We start from the raw sequence: 19724 nt of genomic DNA on the forward strand, positions 1-19724 counted from the left end.
TCCTCCCACTATTGGTTCCGGTCTATTCGTGCCTCAATTCAAAGAAAACGGTGGCAAGTGGCGGAACGGTCATCACAACAGACTGGTCACAGCCATGCGCTGCGACTGGCTCGGAATTCAGACCGTCTCCGTTGCCGTGATTGCTGCCGCCGTAATATGTGGAATCTGTGTTCAATCGTTCTGCCCAATAGCCCGCGACCGGCACACCAACGCGGAATTCCGTCCGGGTTACAGGGGTGAAATTGGCGACCACCAACACCGGCGGGCCGTCATCGGTGCCATAGCGAACCCAAGAGAACACCGAGTCGCTGGCGTTGCCGCCGTCGATCCAACGGAACCCTTCCGCACGCGTGTCTTGTTGGTAAAGAGCGGGCGTCTCACGATAGAGCATATTGAGATCGCGCACCAACCGTTGGACACCTGCGTGGCTGGGGTGCTCCAACAGGTGCCAGTCCAAACTTTGTTCGTGGTTCCATTCGGCAACCTGCGCAAACTCGCCCCCCATGAACAACAGCTTCTTGCCAGGATGCCCCCACATGAAGCCGTAGTAGGCCCGCAGATTGGCTAAGCGCTGCCAATCATCACCGGGCATTCTGTCCAGCAAAGACCCTTTGCCATGAACGACTTCATCATGACTGAGGGGCAGCACAAAGTTCTCGGAAAACGCATAGTGCAACCCGAATGTCATTTTGTCGTGGTGGTACTTCCGGTTCACAGGATTTTCGGCCATGTACCGCAAGGTGTCGTTCATCCACCCCATGTTCCATTTGAAACCAAAGCCCAGCCCGCCCTCCGATGTCCTGGCGCAGACACCCGGGAATGCTGTGGATTCTTCGGCAATTGTCATCGCGTCGGGATGCGCTGCATAAACTGCTTCGTTCATCTGTCTCAAGAAGCCGATGGCCTCCAGGTTTTCACGCCCACCATGGATGTTTGGCACCCATTCGCCCTCTTTCCGCGAATAATCGCGATACAGCATCGAGGCCACCGCATCGACGCGAAGCCCATCGATATGGTATTCTTCCATCCAAAATTTTGCGTTCGCGATCAGATAGCTGGATACTTCGGCCCGGCCGTAGTTGTAGACCAGCGTGTTCCAGTCTGGGTGATATCCTTCCTTCGGGTCGAGATGTTCGTACAAAGCAGACCCATCGAACCGACCCAGCCCGTGCGGATCGGAGGGGAAGTGGCCTGGCACCCAGTCGATGATCAAGCCCATGTCGGCCTGATGGCAAGCATCCACCAGCGCCCGAAAATCATTAGGTGTTCCAAATCGCGCCGTAGGCGCAAACAGCCCGACAGGCTGATACCCCCAAGACCCACCGAACGGATATTCCGAGATCGGTGTGAGTTCGATATGGGTGAAGCCCATGTCGCTGGCATAAACCACAAGATCGGTTGCAAGTTCCTGATAGTCCAGCGACCGGTTGCCAGCCTCAGGAACGCGCCGCCAACTTTCCAGATGTACCTCGTAGATGGAAATCGGTTTATCCACGCGTTGGTGTTGACCACGATTAGCCATCCAATCAGCATCCGACCAGTCGAATTTCCCGAGATCGCGCACGACCGAGGCCGTTTTGGGCGGTAATTCAGACCCAAACCCGACTGGGTCGGCCTTTTCCGGCATCAGATGTCCGTCGGACCCCACGATTTCGAACTTGTATGCTGTACCGTCGCCCAATCCAGGCATGAAAATCTCGTGAACGCCGGTTGCACCACGTCGCCGCATCACGTTTCGCCGTCCATCCCAGCCGTTGAAGTCACCGATAACCGACACCCGCCTCGCGTTTGGTGCCCAGACTGCGAAATGCACGCCAATGCTGCCTTCGTGCGACGTCACATGCGCCCCAAGCGCGCGCCACAACTGACCGTGTGTACCCTCTGCCAAGAGATATTCATCAATTTCGCCAAGAACAGGGCCAAACGCGTATGGGTCTTGTTCTGTCCAGCTATCGCTGTGGTGTGTTAGGCGTAGCAGGTAAGGGAACCGTTTTTTCCTATGCGGGACGGCACCAACAAAAACACCGCTTTCCGCGTCGACTCGCGACAGCGCGCAGAGCTTCCGCCCGGTTTTCTGATCCACAACCTCGACCGTGTCCGCTTCGGGGTGAAAGCACCGGATCACCAACCGTCCATCGACTTCATGCAGCCCAAGGACCGAGAACGGGTCACCATGCTCGCCCTGAGCGATGGCAGCCCTATCCTCGGCTTGGATCAGGTCGCTCCTCATGCCGACTTGCCCAGGGGTTTGATCAGAACACTATCCGCCTGCCAGATGTCGCGGGCATATCCTCTGATTGTACGGTCTGACGAAAACCATCCCATGCTGGCCGTATTCTGCAGCGCCATCGCGGCCCAATTCTGACTGTTGCGATATGCAATGTCGGTGCGGCGCTGAGAATCGAAATAACTGTCGAAATCGCAGGTGACCAGAAAGTAGTCGTGATCGTATAGCGTTCCGATCAGAGAGTGATAGCGCCCCGCTTCCTCAGGCGAAAACAGCCCCTCAAAAATCTGCCCCAATACACGCTCCAACCGTGGGCTGTCTGCAATTGCGGCGCGCGCATAGTCATGCACCCTGCGACGCTCCATGACCTCCTGTGCTGTCAAGCCGAACAGGAAAAAATTGTCCGACCCCACATGTTCGCGGATTTCGACATTCGCGCCGTCCAGCGTGCCGATCGTCAACGCGCCGTTTAGTGCAAATTTCATGTTTCCGGTGCCTGAGGCTTCTTTCCCTGCGGTCGAAATCTGCTCGGACAAATCTGCGGCAGGGATCAGGTTTTCAGCCATCGTAACGTTGTAGTTGGCGGGATAAACAACCTTCAGAAGATTACCCGTGACAGGATCGGTGTTGATGACTTTTGCCACATCGTTGATCAGCCGCACAATTTGCTTGGCAACGTGGTAACCCGGCGCAGCTTTGCCTCCAAAAAACTTTACCCGAGGTGTCCATTCGACTCTTGGATTGTCCCGCATCTCGTTCCACAGGGCGACAGTTTCCAGAATATTCATAAGCTGGCGCTTGTATTCGTGAATGCGCTTGATCTGGACGTCGAAGATCGCGTCAGGATCAACCGAGACACCACATTTGGCAGCGACCCAGTTCGACAACTTTTCCTTGTTGTGTCGTTTTGCGGCGCTGAAGTCGCTGAGGAAGCCGCGATCTCCGGCGCGGTGCTTGAGCTGTTTTAGCTGCTCCAAATCCGCAACCCAACCATCACCGATTTCGCGAGTGATCAGATCGCTCAGAACAGGGTTGCAGGTGTGTAACCAGCGGCGGGGTGTGATGCCATTGGTTTGATTGATGATACGTGCCGGATGAATGCGGTTCAGATCGGCAAAGACTGTTTCCTTTACCAGATCAGTATGCAACGCTGAGACGCCGTTGACTTTATGCGCCATGATAAAGGCCAGCTCGCCCATATGGACTTCGCCGTGTTTCAGGACGCGCGGGCTGCCGGGAAACTCCTGCTGCTGTTGCTCATCAATGGCCCGAATGATCTCCAAATGTCGCGGAAGGACGCGGCCTAGCAACCCTTCGTGCCAGCGTTCCAGTGCTTCTGGCAACAGCGTGTGGTTGGTATATCCAAGGCACCGGCGGGCGAGAGAAATCGCCTCGTCCAGAGGCAAATCATGCTCATCAACCAAAAGGCGTACCAGTTCGGGTCCCGCAATCGCCGGATGCGTATCGTTAAGCTGAATGGCTACCGCATTCGGCAATTCGCGAATGTCGCCATGATCGCTCAGGAACCGGCGCAGCAAGTCCATGATCGATGCGGCGGTAAAGAAATATTCTTGCTTAAGTCGCAGTTCCTTGCCTGCATCGGTCGTATCGTCCGGATACAGAACGCGCGAAATCGTACGTGCCAGAGCCTCGGACCGGCTGGCCGCCAGATAATCGCCCCGATTAAAGCTCTCCAGATCGAACTCATTCTCTGGCCGGGCCGACCAAAGCCTCAGAGTATTGCCCCACGCGCCTTTCCATCCAACCACTGGCGTGTCAAAAGCCTGCGCCTGAACGGTGTCAGCGGGATGCCATTCAGCTTGACCGTCATGATGGCTAACATAGCCACCAAATGAGATACGATAGCAGGCCTCGGGACGCACGAATTCCCATGCAAATCGCTGGTTCAGCCAGGTTTCTGCTTTTTCAACCTGCCGCCCATCGACAAAGCTCTGCTCGAACAACCCATGTTCATAGCGAATACCATAGCCGTAGGCAGGTATTCCAAGGGTGGCGAGGGAATCCATGAAACAGGCCGCCAACCGACCAAGGCCGCCATTACCCAAAGCGGCATCAGGTTCGTCGTTAAAAACGACGGAAATATCCTGACCAAGATCCTCAAGGGCCTGCCTGACCTTTTCTGTAAGTCCTAGGTTTGCAGTCATGTCTTCGACCAGCCTGCCGATCAAAAACTCCATCGATAGGTAATAAACGCGTTTCGCACCAGACTGATACGTCTCGCGCGTGCTTTCAAACCAGGGGTCAACGATGCGATCGCGAAGTGTAAGCGAAACCGCCATACGCCAGTCATAGATCGACGCGTGCTCGGCATCTTTACCGAGTGAGTAAGTGAGATGTCTGAGGATTTCTGGTTTCATGTTAGAGTGGCTGCCCCGTTTACGCTGAATTGGATTTGATGGCGACGCCTATACCGTCAGACGTGCTGCCATGTTTTAGAAATTGAACGCCTTCATCCTCCAGCGTGGTGCGCATTGCTTCAATCATTGCGTGGTTTACGCCTTTTTTTCCAGCTTCAAATCGATGCACTGTCATATGAGAAACGCGCGTCAAATCCGCAAATTCTTTCATAGAGAGCCCAAGCACGTGACGGGCCATTCTCAATTGCTCTGGTTTCACGTTATTCTCCCGACTTTGGGCTTCGCGGTTGAAGCATGTGTGCTTTGCATGAGCTAATTCATATCAGCTCAGACACATCTGTAACTCAAGCGGCTGACAGTGCTACCCGATCGACTTTTGTCTTGTAACAAAAGTATTCGCCACAAAATGACTGGTCCGACTCACACTTCTTCAACGTACTCAATAAGGGCTGCTTCACATCCATCCTTCCAAATAAGGTTGAGCCACTCAGAGAACGCATCTGAGAACTCCTTAGCGTTCTGTAAATCGCCATAAATCCAGGATTGTTCGAGCCATGCGACCGGATTTGATTTCGCGGCAAGCGCGGCCTCAGACAGTTTGCCCCAAACGGGATCGTTAGCCTCGATCACACTACCATCTTCGCGCTTGCCTGCACACATGCGGGCCCAAAGAGCTTCGACGAGGGCTAGGCCGACAATAGAGCGACTTGCCTTTAGCTGGTCTCGAATGATCGGCATAACGAATCCCGTATGGCGCGCCGAGCCGTCGAAAGCCACTCGTCGGGTTGTGTCCACAATTCGTGGATTTGAGAACCTACTTTCAATTAGGCTTATATACTCTTCCGGGCTTTTTCCGGATACGGGTGCAACTGTTGGTGCTATTTCGGTTCTTTGAACTTTGCCAAAAAACTGCGAAAGCTGCCTGTGCTTCATGCATTCGGAAATCGTCTGAAGCCCCAGGATCTCTCCGGCATTTGCGAGAACTTGATGCCCAGCATTGAGGACGCGAATTTTCATAGTTTCAAACGCATGAACATCGTCAGTGAAAATTGCGCCAACATTGTCCAAGTCGGGGCGCCCTGCGCAGAAACTGTCTTCTATCACCCACTGACGATAGGCTTCGTGCGTGACGACCGCGGCGTCATCAATGCCAAAGTCTATGGCGAGTGCCAGTTCGCTTGGACCGGTCGCGGGGGCGATGCAGTCTACCATCGAATTTGGAAAGGACGCATTGGCGTCGATCCAATCGGCAAGTTCAGGGTTGGTCATTCGAGCCAACGAAATGACAGTTTGCCGAAGGACGTCACCGTTACCTTGCAGGTTATCGCAGCTGAGCCCAGTGAAAGGCATATGCCCTGCATCACGTCGCTGACCAAGCGCAGCCACCATGGCTCCAAATACGGTGCGGGGTTTCAGCGGGTTTTTAGCGTCGTGAAGAACGTCGGGGTGGTTGGAGTCAAACTCCTTGGTGACTGGATCGATGTAGTACCCACTTTCTGTGACCGTCATAGTTACGACGCGAATCGTAGGATTCGACATCATGCGAACTAGCGCCCCATTGTCATCTTCAATAGGCAAGTAGTCGATCATGGATCCTATGACCTCGGCAGAGATTTTTTCCGGGTCGAGTTCGATCAAGGTTGTAAGGCAATTCTGGGCGAGCAATTTATCGCGCATAATCGCATCATAAGGGCGTACGCCAGCACCGATGATTGCCCAATCTTTGGCTTTGCCTTGCTGCATCAAACGATGCAGGTACCAAGCCTGATGCGCACGGTGAAAATTGCCGACCCCTACATGAACAATGCCAGGTTTCAATGCGGCACGGTCATATCTTGGGCGTTCGACGGTCAGTTGATCGAGTGTTGAATTCGATAGGGAGATCAGCTCATCCATTGCCCACCATCCACGTTGTAAGTTTGTGCGACGATGTAGTTCGCCGCATCACTTGCCAGAAAAACAGCCATTCCGGTCAAATCGTCCGGTGTGCCCATGCGTCCGTAGGGCACGGCGGCATCAACTTCCTGTTTCTTTTGTCCGGGTGCCTTGTCTTCGTACTTGGCAAAGAACGCATCCACGCCGTCCCAGTGCTCGCCGTCGACGACACCCGGAGAAATCGCGTTCACGTTTATGCCGTGCTTGATCAGGTTCAGACCCGCCGACTGAGTCAGGCTGATGACCGCCGCTTTTGTCGCGCAATAGACTGCAACCAACGGCTCACCGCGCCGTCCGGCTTGACTTGCCATGTTGATGATCTTGCCACCTTTCCCGCGCTCAATCATGCACCGCGCTACGGCCTGCGTCGTAAAGAGAGTACCCGCTACATTGATGTCAAAAGCGCGCTGATAGTCGGCGCGTTCGATTTCAACAATCGGGGCTGCTGTGAAAAGTGCTGCGTTATTGACCAGAATGTCTATATGCCCGAACTCCCCTATTGTATTGCCCACAGCGTTGTCGATGCTGGCCTGGTCGGTCACATCCATAGCCACCGCGATTGCATTTTCTCCAAGTGCGGCAGCGCTTTGGCGAGCGCCATCAATATTGATGTCGGCGATGGCGACTCGAGCGCCTTCACTGACGTAGGCTTCGGCAAAGGCCCGCCCGATTCCTCGGGCGGCACCTGTGATCAGGGCTGTTTTTCCAGCCAGTTGCATTATTCGATCCTTAGACCTTGAGCGTCGAACTTGTGCAACTTGTCCATTTGCGGTGTCAGGTAGATCGTGTCGCCGTGCTTGGCCTGAATGTCACCTGTAATCCGCACGGTGACCATGTCAGCAAGACCCGTGTCATGGACGTGAATGAAGGTGTCCGATCCCAGGTGCTCCGCCACACCAACGACGCCTTTCCACATTCCATCAGTCATGCTGACATCTGTGTGTTCAGGACGAATGCCGATTGTGGTTGCCCCGTTTTTCTCGGCCTCAGCACCTGAGATCAGGTTCATTTTCGGAGACCCTATGAACCCCGCGACAAATTCGTTACGTGGACTGTGATAGAGCTCTAGCGGTGACCCCACCTGTTCGATCACGCCAGCCCGCAAAACGACGATCTTGTCCGCCATGGTCATGGCTTCAACCTGGTCGTGGGTCACGTAGATCATTGTCGTTTTGAGCCGTTCGTGAAGTTCACTGATTTCAAGCCGCATACCAACACGCAGGGCCGCGTCGAGGTTGGACAGCGGTTCGTCGAAAAGGAATGCCGCCGGTTCCCGAACAATTGCCCGGCCAATAGCAACGCGCTGACGCTGACCGCCCGACAATTGCCCCGGACGCCGATCCAGATAATCGGTAAGATTCAGCGCCTTTGCGGCTCCTTCAATCCGGCGATTTTGTTCGTCCTCATCGATCCCTGCCATTTTCATCGGGAACGCGATGTTTTTGCGCACCGACATATGCGGGTACAGGGCGTAAGACTGGAAGACCATTGCCAAGCCGCGCTTTGCGGGGGGCACGTCAGTAGCATCCGAGCCATCAATTTCGATATGACCCGTAGTGATGTCTTCGAGTCCCGCGATCAGGCGCAATAGTGTGGATTTACCGCAGCCCGAAGGCCCGACAAAAACCGTGAACTCGCCGTCTCCAATTGTCAGGTCCAGCGGCGGAATGACTTGAACGTCGCCGAAGCTTTTGGTCACTTGGTTGAGTTTGATTTGTCCCATTGGTCAAGTTCCTTATTTGACGGCGCCGAAGGTCAGGCCGCTGACAAGTTGTTTCTGGCTGAACCAGCCAAGGATGAGGATTGGCGCAATGGCCATGGTTGATGCTGCACTGAGTTTGGCAAAGAACAGGCCTTCGGGGCTGGAGTAGCTAGCAATGAAGGCCGTCAGCGGAGCCGCATTGGCTGCTGTAAGGTTCAGTGTCCAAAACGCCTCGTTCCAGGCCAGAATGAAGTTCAGCAGCAAGGTCGAAGCTATGCCGGGAACTGCCATCGGTGTGAGAACGTGAAGGATTTCCTCTTTCAGCGTCGCACCGTCCATTCGGGCCGCTTCAAGGATCTCACCTGGGATTTCCTTGAAGTATGTGTACAGCATCCAGACGATGATCGGCAGGTTCATCAGCATGAGGATGATGACCAGCGCGCCTCGGCTGTCGAGGATGCCAAGTTTGATGCAGATCAGGTAGATCGGGTACAGAACACCAACCGCCGGTAGCATTTTAGTGGACAGCATCCAGAGGAGAATGTCCTTGGTGCGATTGGAAGGAACGAAAGCCATCGACCAGGCCGCGGGGACCGCCACGATGATACCCAATATTGTCGAACCCCCGGCGATGATGATCGAGTTCCAAAGGAACCGGGCGTAGTTGGACCGCTCCATCACCGCAGAGTAGTTTTCAAGCGTCCAGTCAAATGCCAGGAACACCGGAGGGTCTGCGATTGCGGTAGCTTCGGTTTTGAAGCTGGTCAGGACAGTCCAGAGGATCGGAAAAAAGATCAGCAGTCCAACACCCCAAGCGGCGGCTGTGTTGATGATCTTACGTTGTTGAGTTACTGCGCGGGCCATCTTTTCCTCCTCACGCGTCCAGGTTCTTGCCGACGATGCGCATCAGGAAGATCGCAACGATGTTGGCGAGAATGATTGCATAGACACCACCAGCGGAACCGAGGCCAACATTCTGACTTTCAAGAACACGTTGGAAAATCAGATAGGTCAGAGTACGGGTGCCAAACGCGCCTCCGGTCGTGACAAATATTTCTGCAAAGATTGCCAGCAGGAAGATCGTCTGGATAAGAACCACGATCGTAATCGCACGGCTGAGATGTGGCAGAGTGATGTAACCAAACCGCTTCAGCGGCGGAGCACCATCCATTTCTGCTGCTTCCAATTGTTCACCGTCCAGAGACTGGATTGCCGTCAACAGGATAAGCGTTGCGAACGGCAACCATTGCCAGGAAACGATCATGACGATTGAAGGCAGTGAAGCCTCAGACAGCCACGCGATCGGCTCAGCCCCGAAAAAGCGCCACAGATGGGCAAACAGACCGTTTACCGGGTCCATGAACATGTTCTTCCAAACCAAAGCTGAAACCGTCGGCATAACAAAGAATGGTGCGATGACCAGAATGCGGACGACACCTTGGCCCCACATTGGCTGGTTCAGCAATATTGCCAGCAATACGCCAAAGATTACTGTGATCAAAAGGACCCCGCCAACGATGGTCAACGTGGCGATCACCGACGGCCAGAACGCGCTGGAGCTGACAAAGCGAACATAGTTTTCGAAGCCGACCCACCCAAGGTCTCCGCCACGCAGCGGCAGGTATTGTTTGAACGAGAAAATGAGCGTCATGATCAATGGAACGAGCATCCAGCCGAGGAGCAAGATGACCGCTGGGGCCATCATAAGCCGCGCCGCTGATCGGGAGTGTTTAGTAGCCATCGGGCATACCTCCTCTGTTGATTGCCATAAGGCTATCTTAAACAGTGCAAAGTTTTTGAGAATTGATGGCGTCTCGGGCAACACTTGGGAGAAGAGTGTTGCCCGAGACCAAGGGAATGCTCAGCGGTAGCCAGCTGCTTCCATAGCGTCGTTTGTAAGTGCCTGAGCTTTGGCGAGCGCCTCATCAACGGTTTGCTGACCGGCATAGACAGCCGAGAACTCCTGGCTCACTTCGGTAGCGATGCCCGCAAATTCCGGAATTGCCACAAACTGGACGCCAACGTAGGGAACCGGCTTAACCGTCGGATTTGTGGGGTCTGCCGCTAGAATTGAGTCCAGCGTCTTCTGGGCAAAGGGAACTGCCTGATAGTTGGGGTTTTCATACAGCGATGTTCGTGCTCCCGGCGGTACGTTAGCCCAACCTTCGTTTTCGGCGACAAGTTCAATATAGTCTTTTGACGTTGCCCATTCGATGAATGCCTTTGCTGCGGCTTCCTTTTGAGTTCCGGCAGGAACTGCCAGCGCCCATGCCCAGAGCCAGTTTGCTTTCCTGTCGACACCTTCACTATTCGGCGCTAGCGCGAAACCAACCTTGTCGGCGACAGTTGAGTCATCAGGATTGGTCACAAACGAAGCCGCAACGGTGGCGTCAATCCACATGCCGCACTTGCCCTGCTGGAAAAGGTTCAGGTTTTCATTGAAGCCGTTGGTCGCATAGCCCGTCGGGCCAGATTCCTGCATCATTTCGACAAAGAAGGTCAGCGCCTCTTTCCACTCTGGCTGATCGAACTGGGCATTCCAGTCTTCGTCAAACCAGCGCGCACCGAAGGAGTTGCCGGTTACGGTGATAAACGCACCACCTTCACCCCAGCCCGCCTTTCCGCGCAGGCAGATACCATTGATGTCATTGTCACGGTCGGTCATTGCTGCGGCAGCTTCGCGAATGAATTGCCAGGTTGGTGCCTCAGGCATTTCCAGACCGGCCTTCTCCATCAGGTCGGTGCGGTACATGATCATCGAACTCTCGCCATAAAATGGCGCTGCATATAGGGTACCATCGTGGCTCAGACCGGCTCGCATGGCTGGCAGGATATCATCAGCGTCATACTCAGCTGAAAGGTCGTCAAGCGAGACCAGCCATCCATTGGCACCCCAGATCGGAGTCTCGTACATGCCGATGGTCATGATGTCGAAAGAACCACCCTTGGCGGCGATGTCCGTGGTGACACGCTGGCGCAATACGTTTTCTTCCAATGTGACCCACTCGACCGTGTGGCCAGTCTTATCAGTGAAGTCCTGAGTCAACCCCTGCATGCGAATCATGTCGCCATTGTTCACGGTGGCGATGACAAGATTCTCTGCTAGTGCGCCACTTGCAGTGACGAGTGTCATTGCCGTCGCCGCATATAGAGCTTGTTTGAATGACATCCTAATTCTCCTCCTCGTTGGATGATGACTTCGACCTTAGTCAAAATCACAACGCGAAGTCAATTATAAATTTACGCGCGTAAATTTTAGGCTGACTGCGAGATTAGTGGTTTCTTATGCCGACTCCCGCATGATCAGACGGCCCTCGAACAGTTTTTCCTGTCTTTCCGGCGGGACTTCTCCCTTTTCAAACAATGCAAACAATGTGGACACCGACCAATTCGCGATACCTTCATAATCCTGTGCGATCGTTGTCAGAGGGGGGCATGTGAACCTTGAAAACGGGTGATCGTCGTGGCCTGCAATCCGGAGATTGCATTCCGGACCATGACCAACTTTAAAGCCAAGGCCATAAGCCGCTGACAAAAGACCGATGGCAAAGCGATCATTGCTACATAGGATCGTGTTGGTCTTGAATGCCCCCTCAGACAAGAGCCGGCCACCCTGGACTTTCCCAATTTCTTCGAAGTCCCAGCCTTCTCCGTTCACTTGAAATATATTCGGTGTCTGACCGTGCCGCTCCATACTTTCGATATAGGCTTGCCTATGCTTATTGGCGTTGGGGTTGAGCGGTTTTTTCATTTCGAAAAAACAGGGAGGTTCACCGCTGCGGCAAAGGTACTCGACCATCAAATTGACGCTCTGAAAGTGATCGGTGCCAACAAATGCTCGTCCTACATTTTGCATGTTGGCATCAAACAAGACGACTGGAATCTCGGCATCAAATGCTTTAACGGCGTCTTTGTCTGACAGCCTGCCAAAAGGTGCCAATAAGACGCCAGCAGGTTTCAGGGATTTGAGTGAATTAAGGTTGTCTCGCTCCATTTCAGGATTGCCGTGTGAACTAAGTAAAATCGGGCTGTAGCCGGCCTCTATGCACGCAAGCTCTACGCGTCTGCCGATCTCGGAAAAGAATGGGTCAGCCAGATTGGGGACTACAACTCCAATGTTCTTGGTCGTGCGCCGGTTTTGGTTCATCGCGAATACATTCGGATGATACTCATACTCTTCCAGTGCTGCTTCGATCTTGTCTCTTGTGGAAACACGCACGCTTTCTGGATCGTTGAAGTATTTTGAAACGGTAGGTCGGGAGATCCCGCTGATGGCCGCAAATTCTTCCATGTTTCGGATTTTGCGTTTCAATTCTTGCCTCACACCAATTTTCAACATGTCGCGCGGAAACTTGTAGTAAATTTAGAGATGAAGGACCCGAAGTGTCAAGTCGGCTAGAAAGGGTTAAGTTTGCTCGCTTCCGCACTCATTTCAATCTTGACCGTTTTGTCCCAGGTTCGGCTCTCAAGCAACGAGCAGATCGCGATGCAAATAGCCCATGCCCAGTTATAGCATGAGCACACGTTTTGATTTCGATCACGCGTCATCGGGTTGGGGGATCAACCGCAACCCCCGCACTCAAGTTTCAAGTTGACGCAGATGATGTTCCGGGCGACATGCGGGACTGTTTGGCCGCCGCAGTTAACCTTATCAGGGTAGTGCTGAAACCTCTTTTTTCCGCCATTGCGAACATATCTCTAAACAAAGCACTGCAAATCCCAGGGGCTCGGTCGTTCAGCTTTAACAGCGGTCGCTGCCTAGATCTTCCACATTTATGTATGAAAGACACCGCGTAGCTCCGCAAGGCCCCTTACCTGCCTGCAAAACACGGCCCATATGCGATTTTGTCTTAACCCGGAACGTTCTATGCGGAGTTCAAGCTGCCACTTCCGTTTACAGCTCCGCAAAACCGAGCCCATCGCATCTGGACAGCTAATTTATGTATTGGTCACAAATGTAAATTTTGTCGCCAAAACGGAGATGACGGACGAGCGGATCTCGTGATGTTCTCCTGCCTCTCATCTTTCGCGGCTCCTGCTTGGCAGGGTGGTTTGGGCCAGCATTTTCGGGAGGAGGTGAAAATGCTGGCCCTTTGCGTTGGCGCTCCCTGTTGGCTTTTTCGCCGCCGCTTATGCTGGCTAACTCTGGGAGGAGCGAGAACCAGCAAATTTCGTGTGAGCTTCTGCCCTGAGGGCCTCCGCTCTATTAATCAGCCATCAATTTCGCGGCATATTCCGGGATATCGGATCGCGAAATTCCGATCTGAGCGAGCTGATGGTCGTTCATACTCGAAAGCGTGGAGAGCATCCGAGCCATTTGCAGTGCCTTCAAGGCAGCATTTGTAGTGGATCCAACCCACCCCAAGAAGCTGATTGATAAGGCGATAACGTGACCGCGATCTGCACCAGCAGCTTGAGTGTTAGCAGCCATACGCAGCCTCCATAGCAAGTTTTTTGATGCTACTGCGCGGAATACCCAGATCTGTTAAGTCGCGGTCAGATAGCACCGAGAGCTCATAATACGTCGCGCGGTAAACCCTGCGATTGGCCTGTGCCTTTCGCATCGTGTCTATTTTTTGATGAAAGAACGTGCGGCCAGCTTCGAAAATGACATCCAGCCCGCTGTTTGATCGAGTAATTGTCATGATATTGCCTCGTCCGTTGCTGCAATGCAGTATTTATGCTGCAATGCAGAGATACGTGTGTTTGGTAGCGCTCACAATTTGGCAATTTGGCATAGGCCCCATGTCAGATTGGAACAGCAAGGGTCATGACATGGATATTTCTGCGCAAATGCTAATCTTTACGACAGTTGTCGAGCAGGGAAGCATATCTGCGGCTGCACGATCAATGGGGCAGACCCCCTCGGCTGTAAGCAAGCAGATCGGATTGCTTGAAGATCAGGTGCACTACCGCCTACTGAATCGCACCAGAACAGGTATCTCCCCGACGTTGGAAGGCCAAGCGTTCTACGAAAAATGCAAAGCGATGGCTGACAAATTCAAAGAAGCCGAGGCGATGATCCATAACTTTGATGGTATCCCACGCGGAGTGCTCAGAATCGCATCCACGGTTGCCTTTGGTAAGGCACAGCTGATCCCTGCTCTGCCGAAATTCATGGAAGAGAACCCTGAAGTTAATGTGTCCTTGGATTTGACCGACCGAGAGATTGATCTTCGGAGCGAAGGGTTCGATGCGGCGATCTGCTTTGCTGAACAACGCAAGAACCCAGATATGGTCATCAGACGCATTATGCAGAGTCGCAGGGTGCTATGCGCCTCACCTGAATACCTTGAGCGTTCAGGAACCCCGACGAGTTTTGCCGAGTTGGCTGAACACAATTGCCTGAGAGTTGCTGGAAGAAGCCAACGGAACGCTTGGAACAGTATCGAACCAAAGGTCGGCGAAAAATTTGAAGCAACGGGCAGTTTTGAGGGAAACAGCACCGATGTCGTTTTTCGAGCGGTACTGGCTGGTATAGGGATAGCGCGGCTACCCTTTTACATCGCGAACTGCAAGTTTCAGTCCGGCGAACTCGTCCATGTTATGCCGGAATACGCACCACCGAGCACTGATATCGTGGTGATGTTTGCTGACAGGCGCAATCTAGCCCCGAAAACCCGAGCATTCGTGGATTACCTGGTGCAACAGTTTCGTGATGTCGAAAGCGACAAAATGACCGGTTCTTAACCATCTGGAAAAAGGGGTTCTTCACGCTAGCAAGGTCAAAATCATTCGGAGAGATCACAAGCAAAGCTGAAAATGGGGTTCGAACTAAAGGCCCATAGCGGATATTCGCAACCAGACTTTGCAAGGCCCGTGGAACGCAAGCAAGACCCCGCCCGACCCTGTGATCTTAGTGCCGGACAAAGCGCCGCTCTTCTGACCTTGCTGAAACTGGTCCGAGTTTGTCTGGCAGTACCCACACCATTATCGTTGTATGGCACGGGCAGCAGCGTCCAGCCTGCGTGTCGCTGGCTGGCGACGTTGGCTGCGCGGGGTTCGTACTACTTCAGATATGTGTTGAACCAATCAATTGTTCGGTCCCAGGCTAGGTTCGCCATCTCCTCGTCATAGCGTGGCGTGCTGTCGTTGTGAAAGCCGTGATTGGCATTTTCGTAGATATAGGCCTCGTATACTTTTTCATTGGCCTGCAGAGCGGACTCAAAATCTGGCCAGCCTGCGTTGATACGTTCATCAAGCTCTCCCATCTGGATCAATAACGGTGCCTGAATTTTGGTCACATCCTCTGCTGCTGGCTGACGACCATAGAACGGCACACCTGCAGCAAGTTCGGGGTAGGCCACGGCTATTGCACTGACGACGCCGCCGCCATAGCAAAAGCCTACCGCGCCGACCTTGCCTGTGCAATCTTCCCGATTCATCAGGTATTCGAACCCGTTGAAGAAATCGTTCATCAACTCGACTCGGTCCACTGTCTTTTGCAGTTCGCGCCCATCGGTGTCGTTGCCCGGGTATCCACCGACCGAGGTCAACCCGTCGGGGGCCAGCGCCATAAATCCAGCTTTCGCCAATCTGCGCGCCACGTCCTCGATGTAGGGATTCAAGCCGCGGTTTTCGTGAATCACCAGAACTGCGGGTAGGGGATCTTCCACGCCCGCAGGCCGAACCAGATAGCCCCGGACATCGCCGGTTCCATTAGGTGAAGGGTAAGTAATATAGTCCGCTTGGATATCGGGATCGTTGAAGGATACCTGCTGAGCAAGGGCATAGTTTGGGCTAAGCATGTTGAGCAACGCGACGGCGGATAAGCCGCCAACTGCAAATTTGCCAGCACGATCCAGGAATTGGCGCTTGGTGATTTTGCCGTGCGCGTAAAAGTCGTACAGGTCCAAAAGCTCCTGGTCGAAATCTCTGGCCGTCATGCGGGTCATAATAAATCTCCTGTTGAGTTTGGTCGTCCGAAGGGTGGGGTACTATCCGATTAAGGAGTCCTTTTTTGATTGAGGTTCGCGGTACGTCTTTTGAGACACTTCCAATGGCTCCTTTTGCGCGTGCCGTTCGCGCAGCACATTTTTTTTAACTTTTCCCATTGTATTGCGCGGCAGTTCCGAGACGAGCTCGTAGCGGCGTGGATGTTTGAAGCGTGACAGCCTGTCTTCGACGGTCCTCGCTATCTGTTCCATGTCCGGTTGTGCGCCGGGCTCAGCCACCAGTGCGGCGATGATTGCTTCGCCGAAATCGTTGTCGGGAGTGCCGAACACCGCCGATTCCAAAATACCATCAATGTCGTTCAGGACATCTTCAATTTCTTTTGGGTAGACGTTGTAACCGCCGGTGATGATCAGGTCTTTTGACCGACCTACAATCGACAGGTAGCTATCCTTACTATATTGACCCAGATCGCCGGTGATGAAGAATCCATTGTCCCGCAACTCTTCAGCGGTTTTGTCGGGCATCTGCCAATAACCTTTGAACACGTTGGGGCCGCGTACTTCGATCATTCCAACCTCGCCCTGAGGCAGCGGTTCCCCGGTATCCGGGTTTGTCACGATCACTTCGATGCCAGGCAACGCCATACCAACAGTTCCCGCACGTCGTTCGCCACTATAAGGATTAGAGCTGTTCATGTTCGTCTCGGTCATTCCGTAGCGCTCAAGGATCTGGTGGCTAGTGCGCGTTTCGAATGCTTGATGGGTTTCGGCAAGCAGGGGGGCGGAGCCGGAAACGAACAGGCGCATGTTCCCGGTGATTTCTTCGGTGAACCGGTCGTCTGCCAATAGTCTGGTATAAAAAGTGGGGACCCCCATCAAAAGGGTCGACTGAGGCAACTCATCCAGGATGGCGCCGAGGTCGAACTTTTCCATCAGTCGAACTCTGGAACCGGCGAGTAGTGACGTATTCATTGCCACGAAAAGCCCGTGCGTGTGAAAGATCGGCAGCGCGTGAATCAAGCGATCGTCGTTTGTGATGCCCCACAGATCAACAAGAACTTGGGCGTTGGACAACAGGTTTTGATGGCTCAGCATTGCGCCTTTGGAACGGCCTGTGGTGCCTGATGTATAAAGCAATGCGGCAAGATCGTCCGGAGCGCGATCCAAGGTCTCGAATACACAAGGTTGTGCGTCGGCCTCGCTGCTCAGGCTAGCGGAAACGCCGCCGAGTGTCCGCAGCTTTGCCCCAGACCGAGCCGCCCGTTTTCCGATTTCAAGTTCGTCTTTGCTGTCGCAAACGATCATCGCTGGTTGGGCATCAGAAATGAAATAGTCCAACTCTGCCAACGTGTAAGCCGTATTCAGCGGCAGGTAAACAGCACCTGCCTGAACCGCCGCCGCGTAGAGCGCAATCGTATCGGCGAGCTTTGGCGCTTGCACAACGATGCGATCGCCAGGTGAAACTCCGTTGCTTTGCAAAACACGTGCGATCTGCGCCGCGCGCTTCAAAAACGAGTCATAGGACACCACTTGGCCATCATCGAGCTGCAGGAACGGAGCCTCGTTACCCTCATGTTGGGCAAACAAACTATCGTAGAGGGTATTGGTCACTCTGTATGTTCCCTTGGCTTGGCCGCAATCGCGGCGGTTGAGGCCGCGCGAACTGAACGCGAGGCTTCGATTGTCGCATGTGTTGCGAATTCTTCGTGATGACGTTCTGTCTTGTTCAAATCGTAAAGATAGTTGACCATCGCACCGCCGGATTGTGATCGTCCGTTCGGCGACAAATCGGCTTCGGCGTGCAGTTCGTGCAACTCGGCACCATTGCCGAGGTGAAAGCGGGCCACGGGATCAAGCGGCATCCCATCTTCACGCTTGGCGAACATCAAATATCGCGCGGCCATCGCGCGCAAATCTTGTGGCGATGTTGTTGCCGCAAGCACGGCCTCGGCGGCATAGCCGTGCTCAGGGTGTTCTGTCTCGCCCGCCAACCAACGATTAAGCCCCGGTATTGGTGATAAGGTCACAAAAGTATCAATCCCCTGGAGCTCTCTCGACAGCTCGGTCACAACCTGTTTAATCAACAGATTCCCAAAGCTGATACCCATTAAACCCTTTTGGCAATTTGAAATGGAATAGAACGCCGCGACCTTTGCCTGTTCAGCTTGGATCGGTTCTCGACCTTCGGACAAAAGCGCATCAATAGCGTCTGGAACTTCAGCCGTCAGAGCAACTTCGACAAAAATCAGAGGTTCATCTGGCATCGAAGGATGGAAGAACGCAAAGCAACGACGATCAGGCGGGTAGAGCCTTCGTCGCAGATCGTCCAGATCGTTGATCTGATGAACCGCCTCGTAGGCAACGATCTTGTCTAGAACGCGGGCAGGGGTATCCCAACTGATTTGTTTGAGGACAAGAAACCCCCGATTGAACCAGCTTCGCAGCAAATGGACGAAATCAATATCTGTTCGCTTGAACTCGGGGTTGGATCTGAGAAAGCGCAACAGGTCAACGCGCATTGCTACGAGTTCTTGAGTCGCACCTGATGGTTGGTTTAATCGGCGCAAAAACTCTTGCCGTTTGGGTTCCGCGACTTCACTAAGCTTTTGATATAAATCGGCACTTCGCTCCTTGGCGTAGAGACTTGCCGTTTCGGCAAGCTGATCCGCGTCCAGCTCAAGTTGATCATTCAAATAGGCAAAAAATTGAAATTTCTCGGAATCGTTTAAAGTCTGGTAGCGATCAAGGATCGTGGAAGCGAGGGTAAAGCCCGATACTTCGCCTTCTGCAGACAACAAGGCCTCACAAAGCTCTACAATAGATCGATTGTCGTCATTGCCGCGCCTTTTGCCGGGACGGTCGAACAACTGATTTAACAGATCGCCCAGAAACCAGTTCCGCTGCATTTCAGGACTCCATCTGACTGCTCAGGTACTCACCCGTTCGGCGGTAGTGGTTGAGCAAGTGCTGGGTCGCGCTGTCTGCGTCGTGATCGAGTGCGGCATCTAGGATTTGCTGGTGTTCGGCAGCGATATCGCGCTTTTTGTAACTCGACCCTCCCGCTGCCAGATAACGGTAGCGAATGTTGAGGTCATAAAGCTGCGAGCAATACCGTAGCAGCAACGGCAGTTTTGCATTTTCCAACAAGGCCATATGAAACGCTTTGTGGGCGTCTTCGAAGTCAGGCGCACCTTTTTGACTGGCCTTTTTCATATGGTGATGACGCAAGACTAGCCTGTCCTCCCAAGCTCCGTCTGCATTGACGATGGAAGCGCGCAGCGCTGTTTCCTCGAGGTTGCATCGCAACAGGAGTATTTCTTCGAAGTTACACTTGCTGACTGGCGCTGCCCGAAATCCGCGCTGATCAATCCGCTCGACCAACATGTCCGAAGTCAAAAGGCTAAGCGCTTCGCGAACCGGACTAGCGCCAGTGTCCAAAAGCCCGCGAAGTTGCTCGATCTTGAGTTTTTGGCCCGGAGGTAATTCTCCGGTCAGGATCATTTCGCGTAGCCTTCGATACGCTCCATGAGTGGCTGATGTCTCTTTGCCCTCAGTATCAAGCATGGCGTCCATATCCGACTGTTCCT

17 protein-coding genes are annotated in these 19724 nt (G+C 53.5%); 1 reads left to right on the plus strand and 16 read right to left on the minus strand.

Annotated elements, in window-relative coordinates:
* Positions 1–22: 22 nt before the first annotated feature.
* From glgB to ACRZ9U_RS07440, 12 genes are all read right to left on the minus strand, one after another.
* On the minus strand, positions 23–2230 hold the full coding sequence (glgB, locus tag ACRZ9U_RS07385) for a 1,4-alpha-glucan branching protein GlgB (RefSeq protein ID WP_170403647.1): 2208 nt from the start codon (positions 2228–2230) through the stop codon (positions 23–25).
* The gene (locus ACRZ9U_RS07390) at positions 2227–4605 is read right to left on the minus strand and encodes a glycogen/starch/alpha-glucan phosphorylase (RefSeq protein ID WP_170403644.1); all 2379 of its coding nucleotides are present in this window, start codon (positions 4603–4605) and stop codon (positions 2227–2229) included. The genes glgB and ACRZ9U_RS07390 overlap by 4 nt, the downstream gene beginning before the upstream one ends.
* Before the next feature lie 19 nt (positions 4606–4624).
* A complete protein-coding gene (locus tag ACRZ9U_RS07395; RefSeq protein ID WP_170403641.1) occupies positions 4625–4864 on the minus strand; it encodes a helix-turn-helix domain-containing protein in 240 nt (79 codons plus the stop codon).
* A 161-nt stretch (positions 4865–5025) separates the two neighbouring features.
* A complete protein-coding gene (locus ACRZ9U_RS07400; RefSeq protein ID WP_170511700.1) occupies positions 5026–6501 on the minus strand; it encodes a mannitol dehydrogenase family protein in 1476 nt (491 codons plus the stop codon).
* Positions 6489–7262 (minus strand): L-iditol 2-dehydrogenase, encoded by a 774-nt coding sequence (locus ACRZ9U_RS07405; protein ID WP_480760266.1) that lies wholly within the window; start codon positions 7260–7262, stop codon positions 6489–6491. Before ACRZ9U_RS07405 ends, ACRZ9U_RS07400 begins: the two co-directional genes overlap by 13 nt.
* On the minus strand, positions 7259–8263 hold the full coding sequence (locus ACRZ9U_RS07410; RefSeq protein WP_170383437.1) for an ABC transporter ATP-binding protein: 1005 nt from the start codon (positions 8261–8263) through the stop codon (positions 7259–7261). The genes ACRZ9U_RS07405 and ACRZ9U_RS07410 overlap by 4 nt, the downstream gene beginning before the upstream one ends.
* 12 nt (positions 8264–8275) lie before the next feature.
* Positions 8276–9106 (minus strand): carbohydrate ABC transporter permease, encoded by an 831-nt coding sequence (locus tag ACRZ9U_RS07415; RefSeq protein ID WP_170403632.1) that lies wholly within the window; start codon positions 9104–9106, stop codon positions 8276–8278.
* Between the two features lie 10 nt (positions 9107–9116).
* Positions 9117–9983 (minus strand): carbohydrate ABC transporter permease, encoded by an 867-nt coding sequence (locus ACRZ9U_RS07420; RefSeq protein ID WP_170403629.1) that lies wholly within the window; start codon positions 9981–9983, stop codon positions 9117–9119.
* A 120-nt stretch (positions 9984–10103) separates the two neighbouring features.
* Positions 10104–11411 carry an ABC transporter substrate-binding protein gene (locus tag ACRZ9U_RS07425; protein WP_170403626.1) on the minus strand — a complete coding sequence of 436 codons (1308 nt, stop codon included), beginning with the start codon at positions 11409–11411 and terminating at the stop codon, positions 10104–10106.
* Between the two features lie 114 nt (positions 11412–11525).
* Positions 11526–12581: a LacI family DNA-binding transcriptional regulator gene (locus ACRZ9U_RS07430; RefSeq protein ID WP_170403623.1), complete on the minus strand. Its 1056-nt coding sequence runs from the start codon at positions 12579–12581 to the stop codon at positions 11526–11528.
* Positions 12582–13448: 867 nt separating this feature from the next.
* Positions 13449–13673, minus strand: a complete 225-nt coding sequence (locus ACRZ9U_RS07435) for a YjiS-like domain-containing protein (protein ID WP_170403620.1) — start codon at positions 13671–13673, stop codon at positions 13449–13451.
* The gene (locus ACRZ9U_RS07440) at positions 13663–13887 is read right to left on the minus strand and encodes a DUF1127 domain-containing protein (RefSeq protein WP_480885700.1); all 225 of its coding nucleotides are present in this window, start codon (positions 13885–13887) and stop codon (positions 13663–13665) included. The genes ACRZ9U_RS07435 and ACRZ9U_RS07440 overlap by 11 nt, the downstream gene beginning before the upstream one ends.
* A gap of 100 nt (positions 13888–13987) precedes the next feature.
* Here ACRZ9U_RS07440 and ACRZ9U_RS07445 point away from each other — a divergent pair, with 100 nt between their 5' ends.
* On the plus strand, positions 13988–14932 hold the full coding sequence (locus ACRZ9U_RS07445; protein WP_480901532.1) for a LysR family transcriptional regulator: 945 nt from the start codon (positions 13988–13990) through the stop codon (positions 14930–14932).
* Positions 14933–15249: 317 nt separating this feature from the next.
* Here the strand turns inward: ACRZ9U_RS07445 and yghX are convergent, their stop codons facing one another.
* Genes yghX through ACRZ9U_RS07465 form a run of 4 tightly spaced genes read right to left on the minus strand, consistent with a single transcriptional unit; the run spans position 15250 to position 19701 of the window.
* Positions 15250–16137, minus strand: a complete 888-nt coding sequence (yghX, locus tag ACRZ9U_RS07450; protein WP_170403612.1) for a YghX family hydrolase — start codon at positions 16135–16137, stop codon at positions 15250–15252.
* 42 nt (positions 16138–16179) lie between these two features.
* The gene (locus ACRZ9U_RS07455; protein ID WP_170403609.1) at positions 16180–17748 is read right to left on the minus strand and encodes a malonate--CoA ligase; all 1569 of its coding nucleotides are present in this window, start codon (positions 17746–17748) and stop codon (positions 16180–16182) included.
* Positions 17745–19043 (minus strand): malonyl-CoA decarboxylase, encoded by a 1299-nt coding sequence (locus ACRZ9U_RS07460; RefSeq protein WP_170403606.1) that lies wholly within the window; start codon positions 19041–19043, stop codon positions 17745–17747. Before ACRZ9U_RS07460 ends, ACRZ9U_RS07455 begins: the two co-directional genes overlap by 4 nt.
* 1 nt (position 19044) lies before the next feature.
* Positions 19045–19701, minus strand: coding sequence for a GntR family transcriptional regulator (locus tag ACRZ9U_RS07465; protein ID WP_480885703.1), 657 nt, complete (start codon positions 19699–19701; stop codon positions 19045–19047).
* Between the last annotated feature and the right edge of the window lie 23 nt (positions 19702–19724).

The sequence above is a fragment of the Ruegeria sp. D7 genome (assembly GCF_056534355.1).

Excerpts from the sequence above, each read along its gene's own strand:
- glgB (WP_170403647.1), bottom strand. The coding sequence starts at position 2,230 with ATGAGGAGCGACCTGATCCAAGCCGAGGATAGGGCTGCCATCGCTCAG.
- ACRZ9U_RS07390 (WP_170403644.1), bottom strand. The coding sequence starts at position 4,605 with ATGAAACCAGAAATCCTCAGACATCTCACTTACTCACTCGGTAAAGAT.
- ACRZ9U_RS07400 (WP_170511700.1), bottom strand. The coding sequence starts at position 6,501 with ATGGATGAGCTGATCTCCCTATCGAATTCAACACTCGATCAACTGACC.
- ACRZ9U_RS07410 (WP_170383437.1), bottom strand. The coding sequence starts at position 8,263 with ATGGGACAAATCAAACTCAACCAAGTGACCAAAAGCTTCGGCGACGTT.
- ACRZ9U_RS07415 (WP_170403632.1), bottom strand. The coding sequence starts at position 9,106 with ATGGCCCGCGCAGTAACTCAACAACGTAAGATCATCAACACAGCCGCC.
- ACRZ9U_RS07420 (WP_170403629.1), bottom strand. The coding sequence starts at position 9,983 with ATGGCTACTAAACACTCCCGATCAGCGGCGCGGCTTATGATGGCCCCA.
- ACRZ9U_RS07425 (WP_170403626.1), bottom strand. The coding sequence starts at position 11,411 with ATGTCATTCAAACAAGCTCTATATGCGGCGACGGCAATGACACTCGTC.
- ACRZ9U_RS07430 (WP_170403623.1), bottom strand. The coding sequence starts at position 12,581 with ATGTTGAAAATTGGTGTGAGGCAAGAATTGAAACGCAAAATCCGAAAC.
- ACRZ9U_RS07435 (WP_170403620.1), bottom strand. The coding sequence starts at position 13,673 with ATGGCTGCTAACACTCAAGCTGCTGGTGCAGATCGCGGTCACGTTATC.
- ACRZ9U_RS07440 (WP_480885700.1), bottom strand. The coding sequence starts at position 13,887 with ATGACAATTACTCGATCAAACAGCGGGCTGGATGTCATTTTCGAAGCT.
- ACRZ9U_RS07445 (WP_480901532.1), top strand. The coding sequence starts at position 13,988 with ATGTCAGATTGGAACAGCAAGGGTCATGACATGGATATTTCTGCGCAA.
- yghX (WP_170403612.1), bottom strand. The coding sequence starts at position 16,137 with ATGACCCGCATGACGGCCAGAGATTTCGACCAGGAGCTTTTGGACCTG.
- ACRZ9U_RS07460 (WP_170403606.1), bottom strand. The coding sequence starts at position 19,043 with ATGCAGCGGAACTGGTTTCTGGGCGATCTGTTAAATCAGTTGTTCGAC.
- ACRZ9U_RS07465 (WP_480885703.1), bottom strand. The coding sequence starts at position 19,701 with ATGCTTGATACTGAGGGCAAAGAGACATCAGCCACTCATGGAGCGTAT.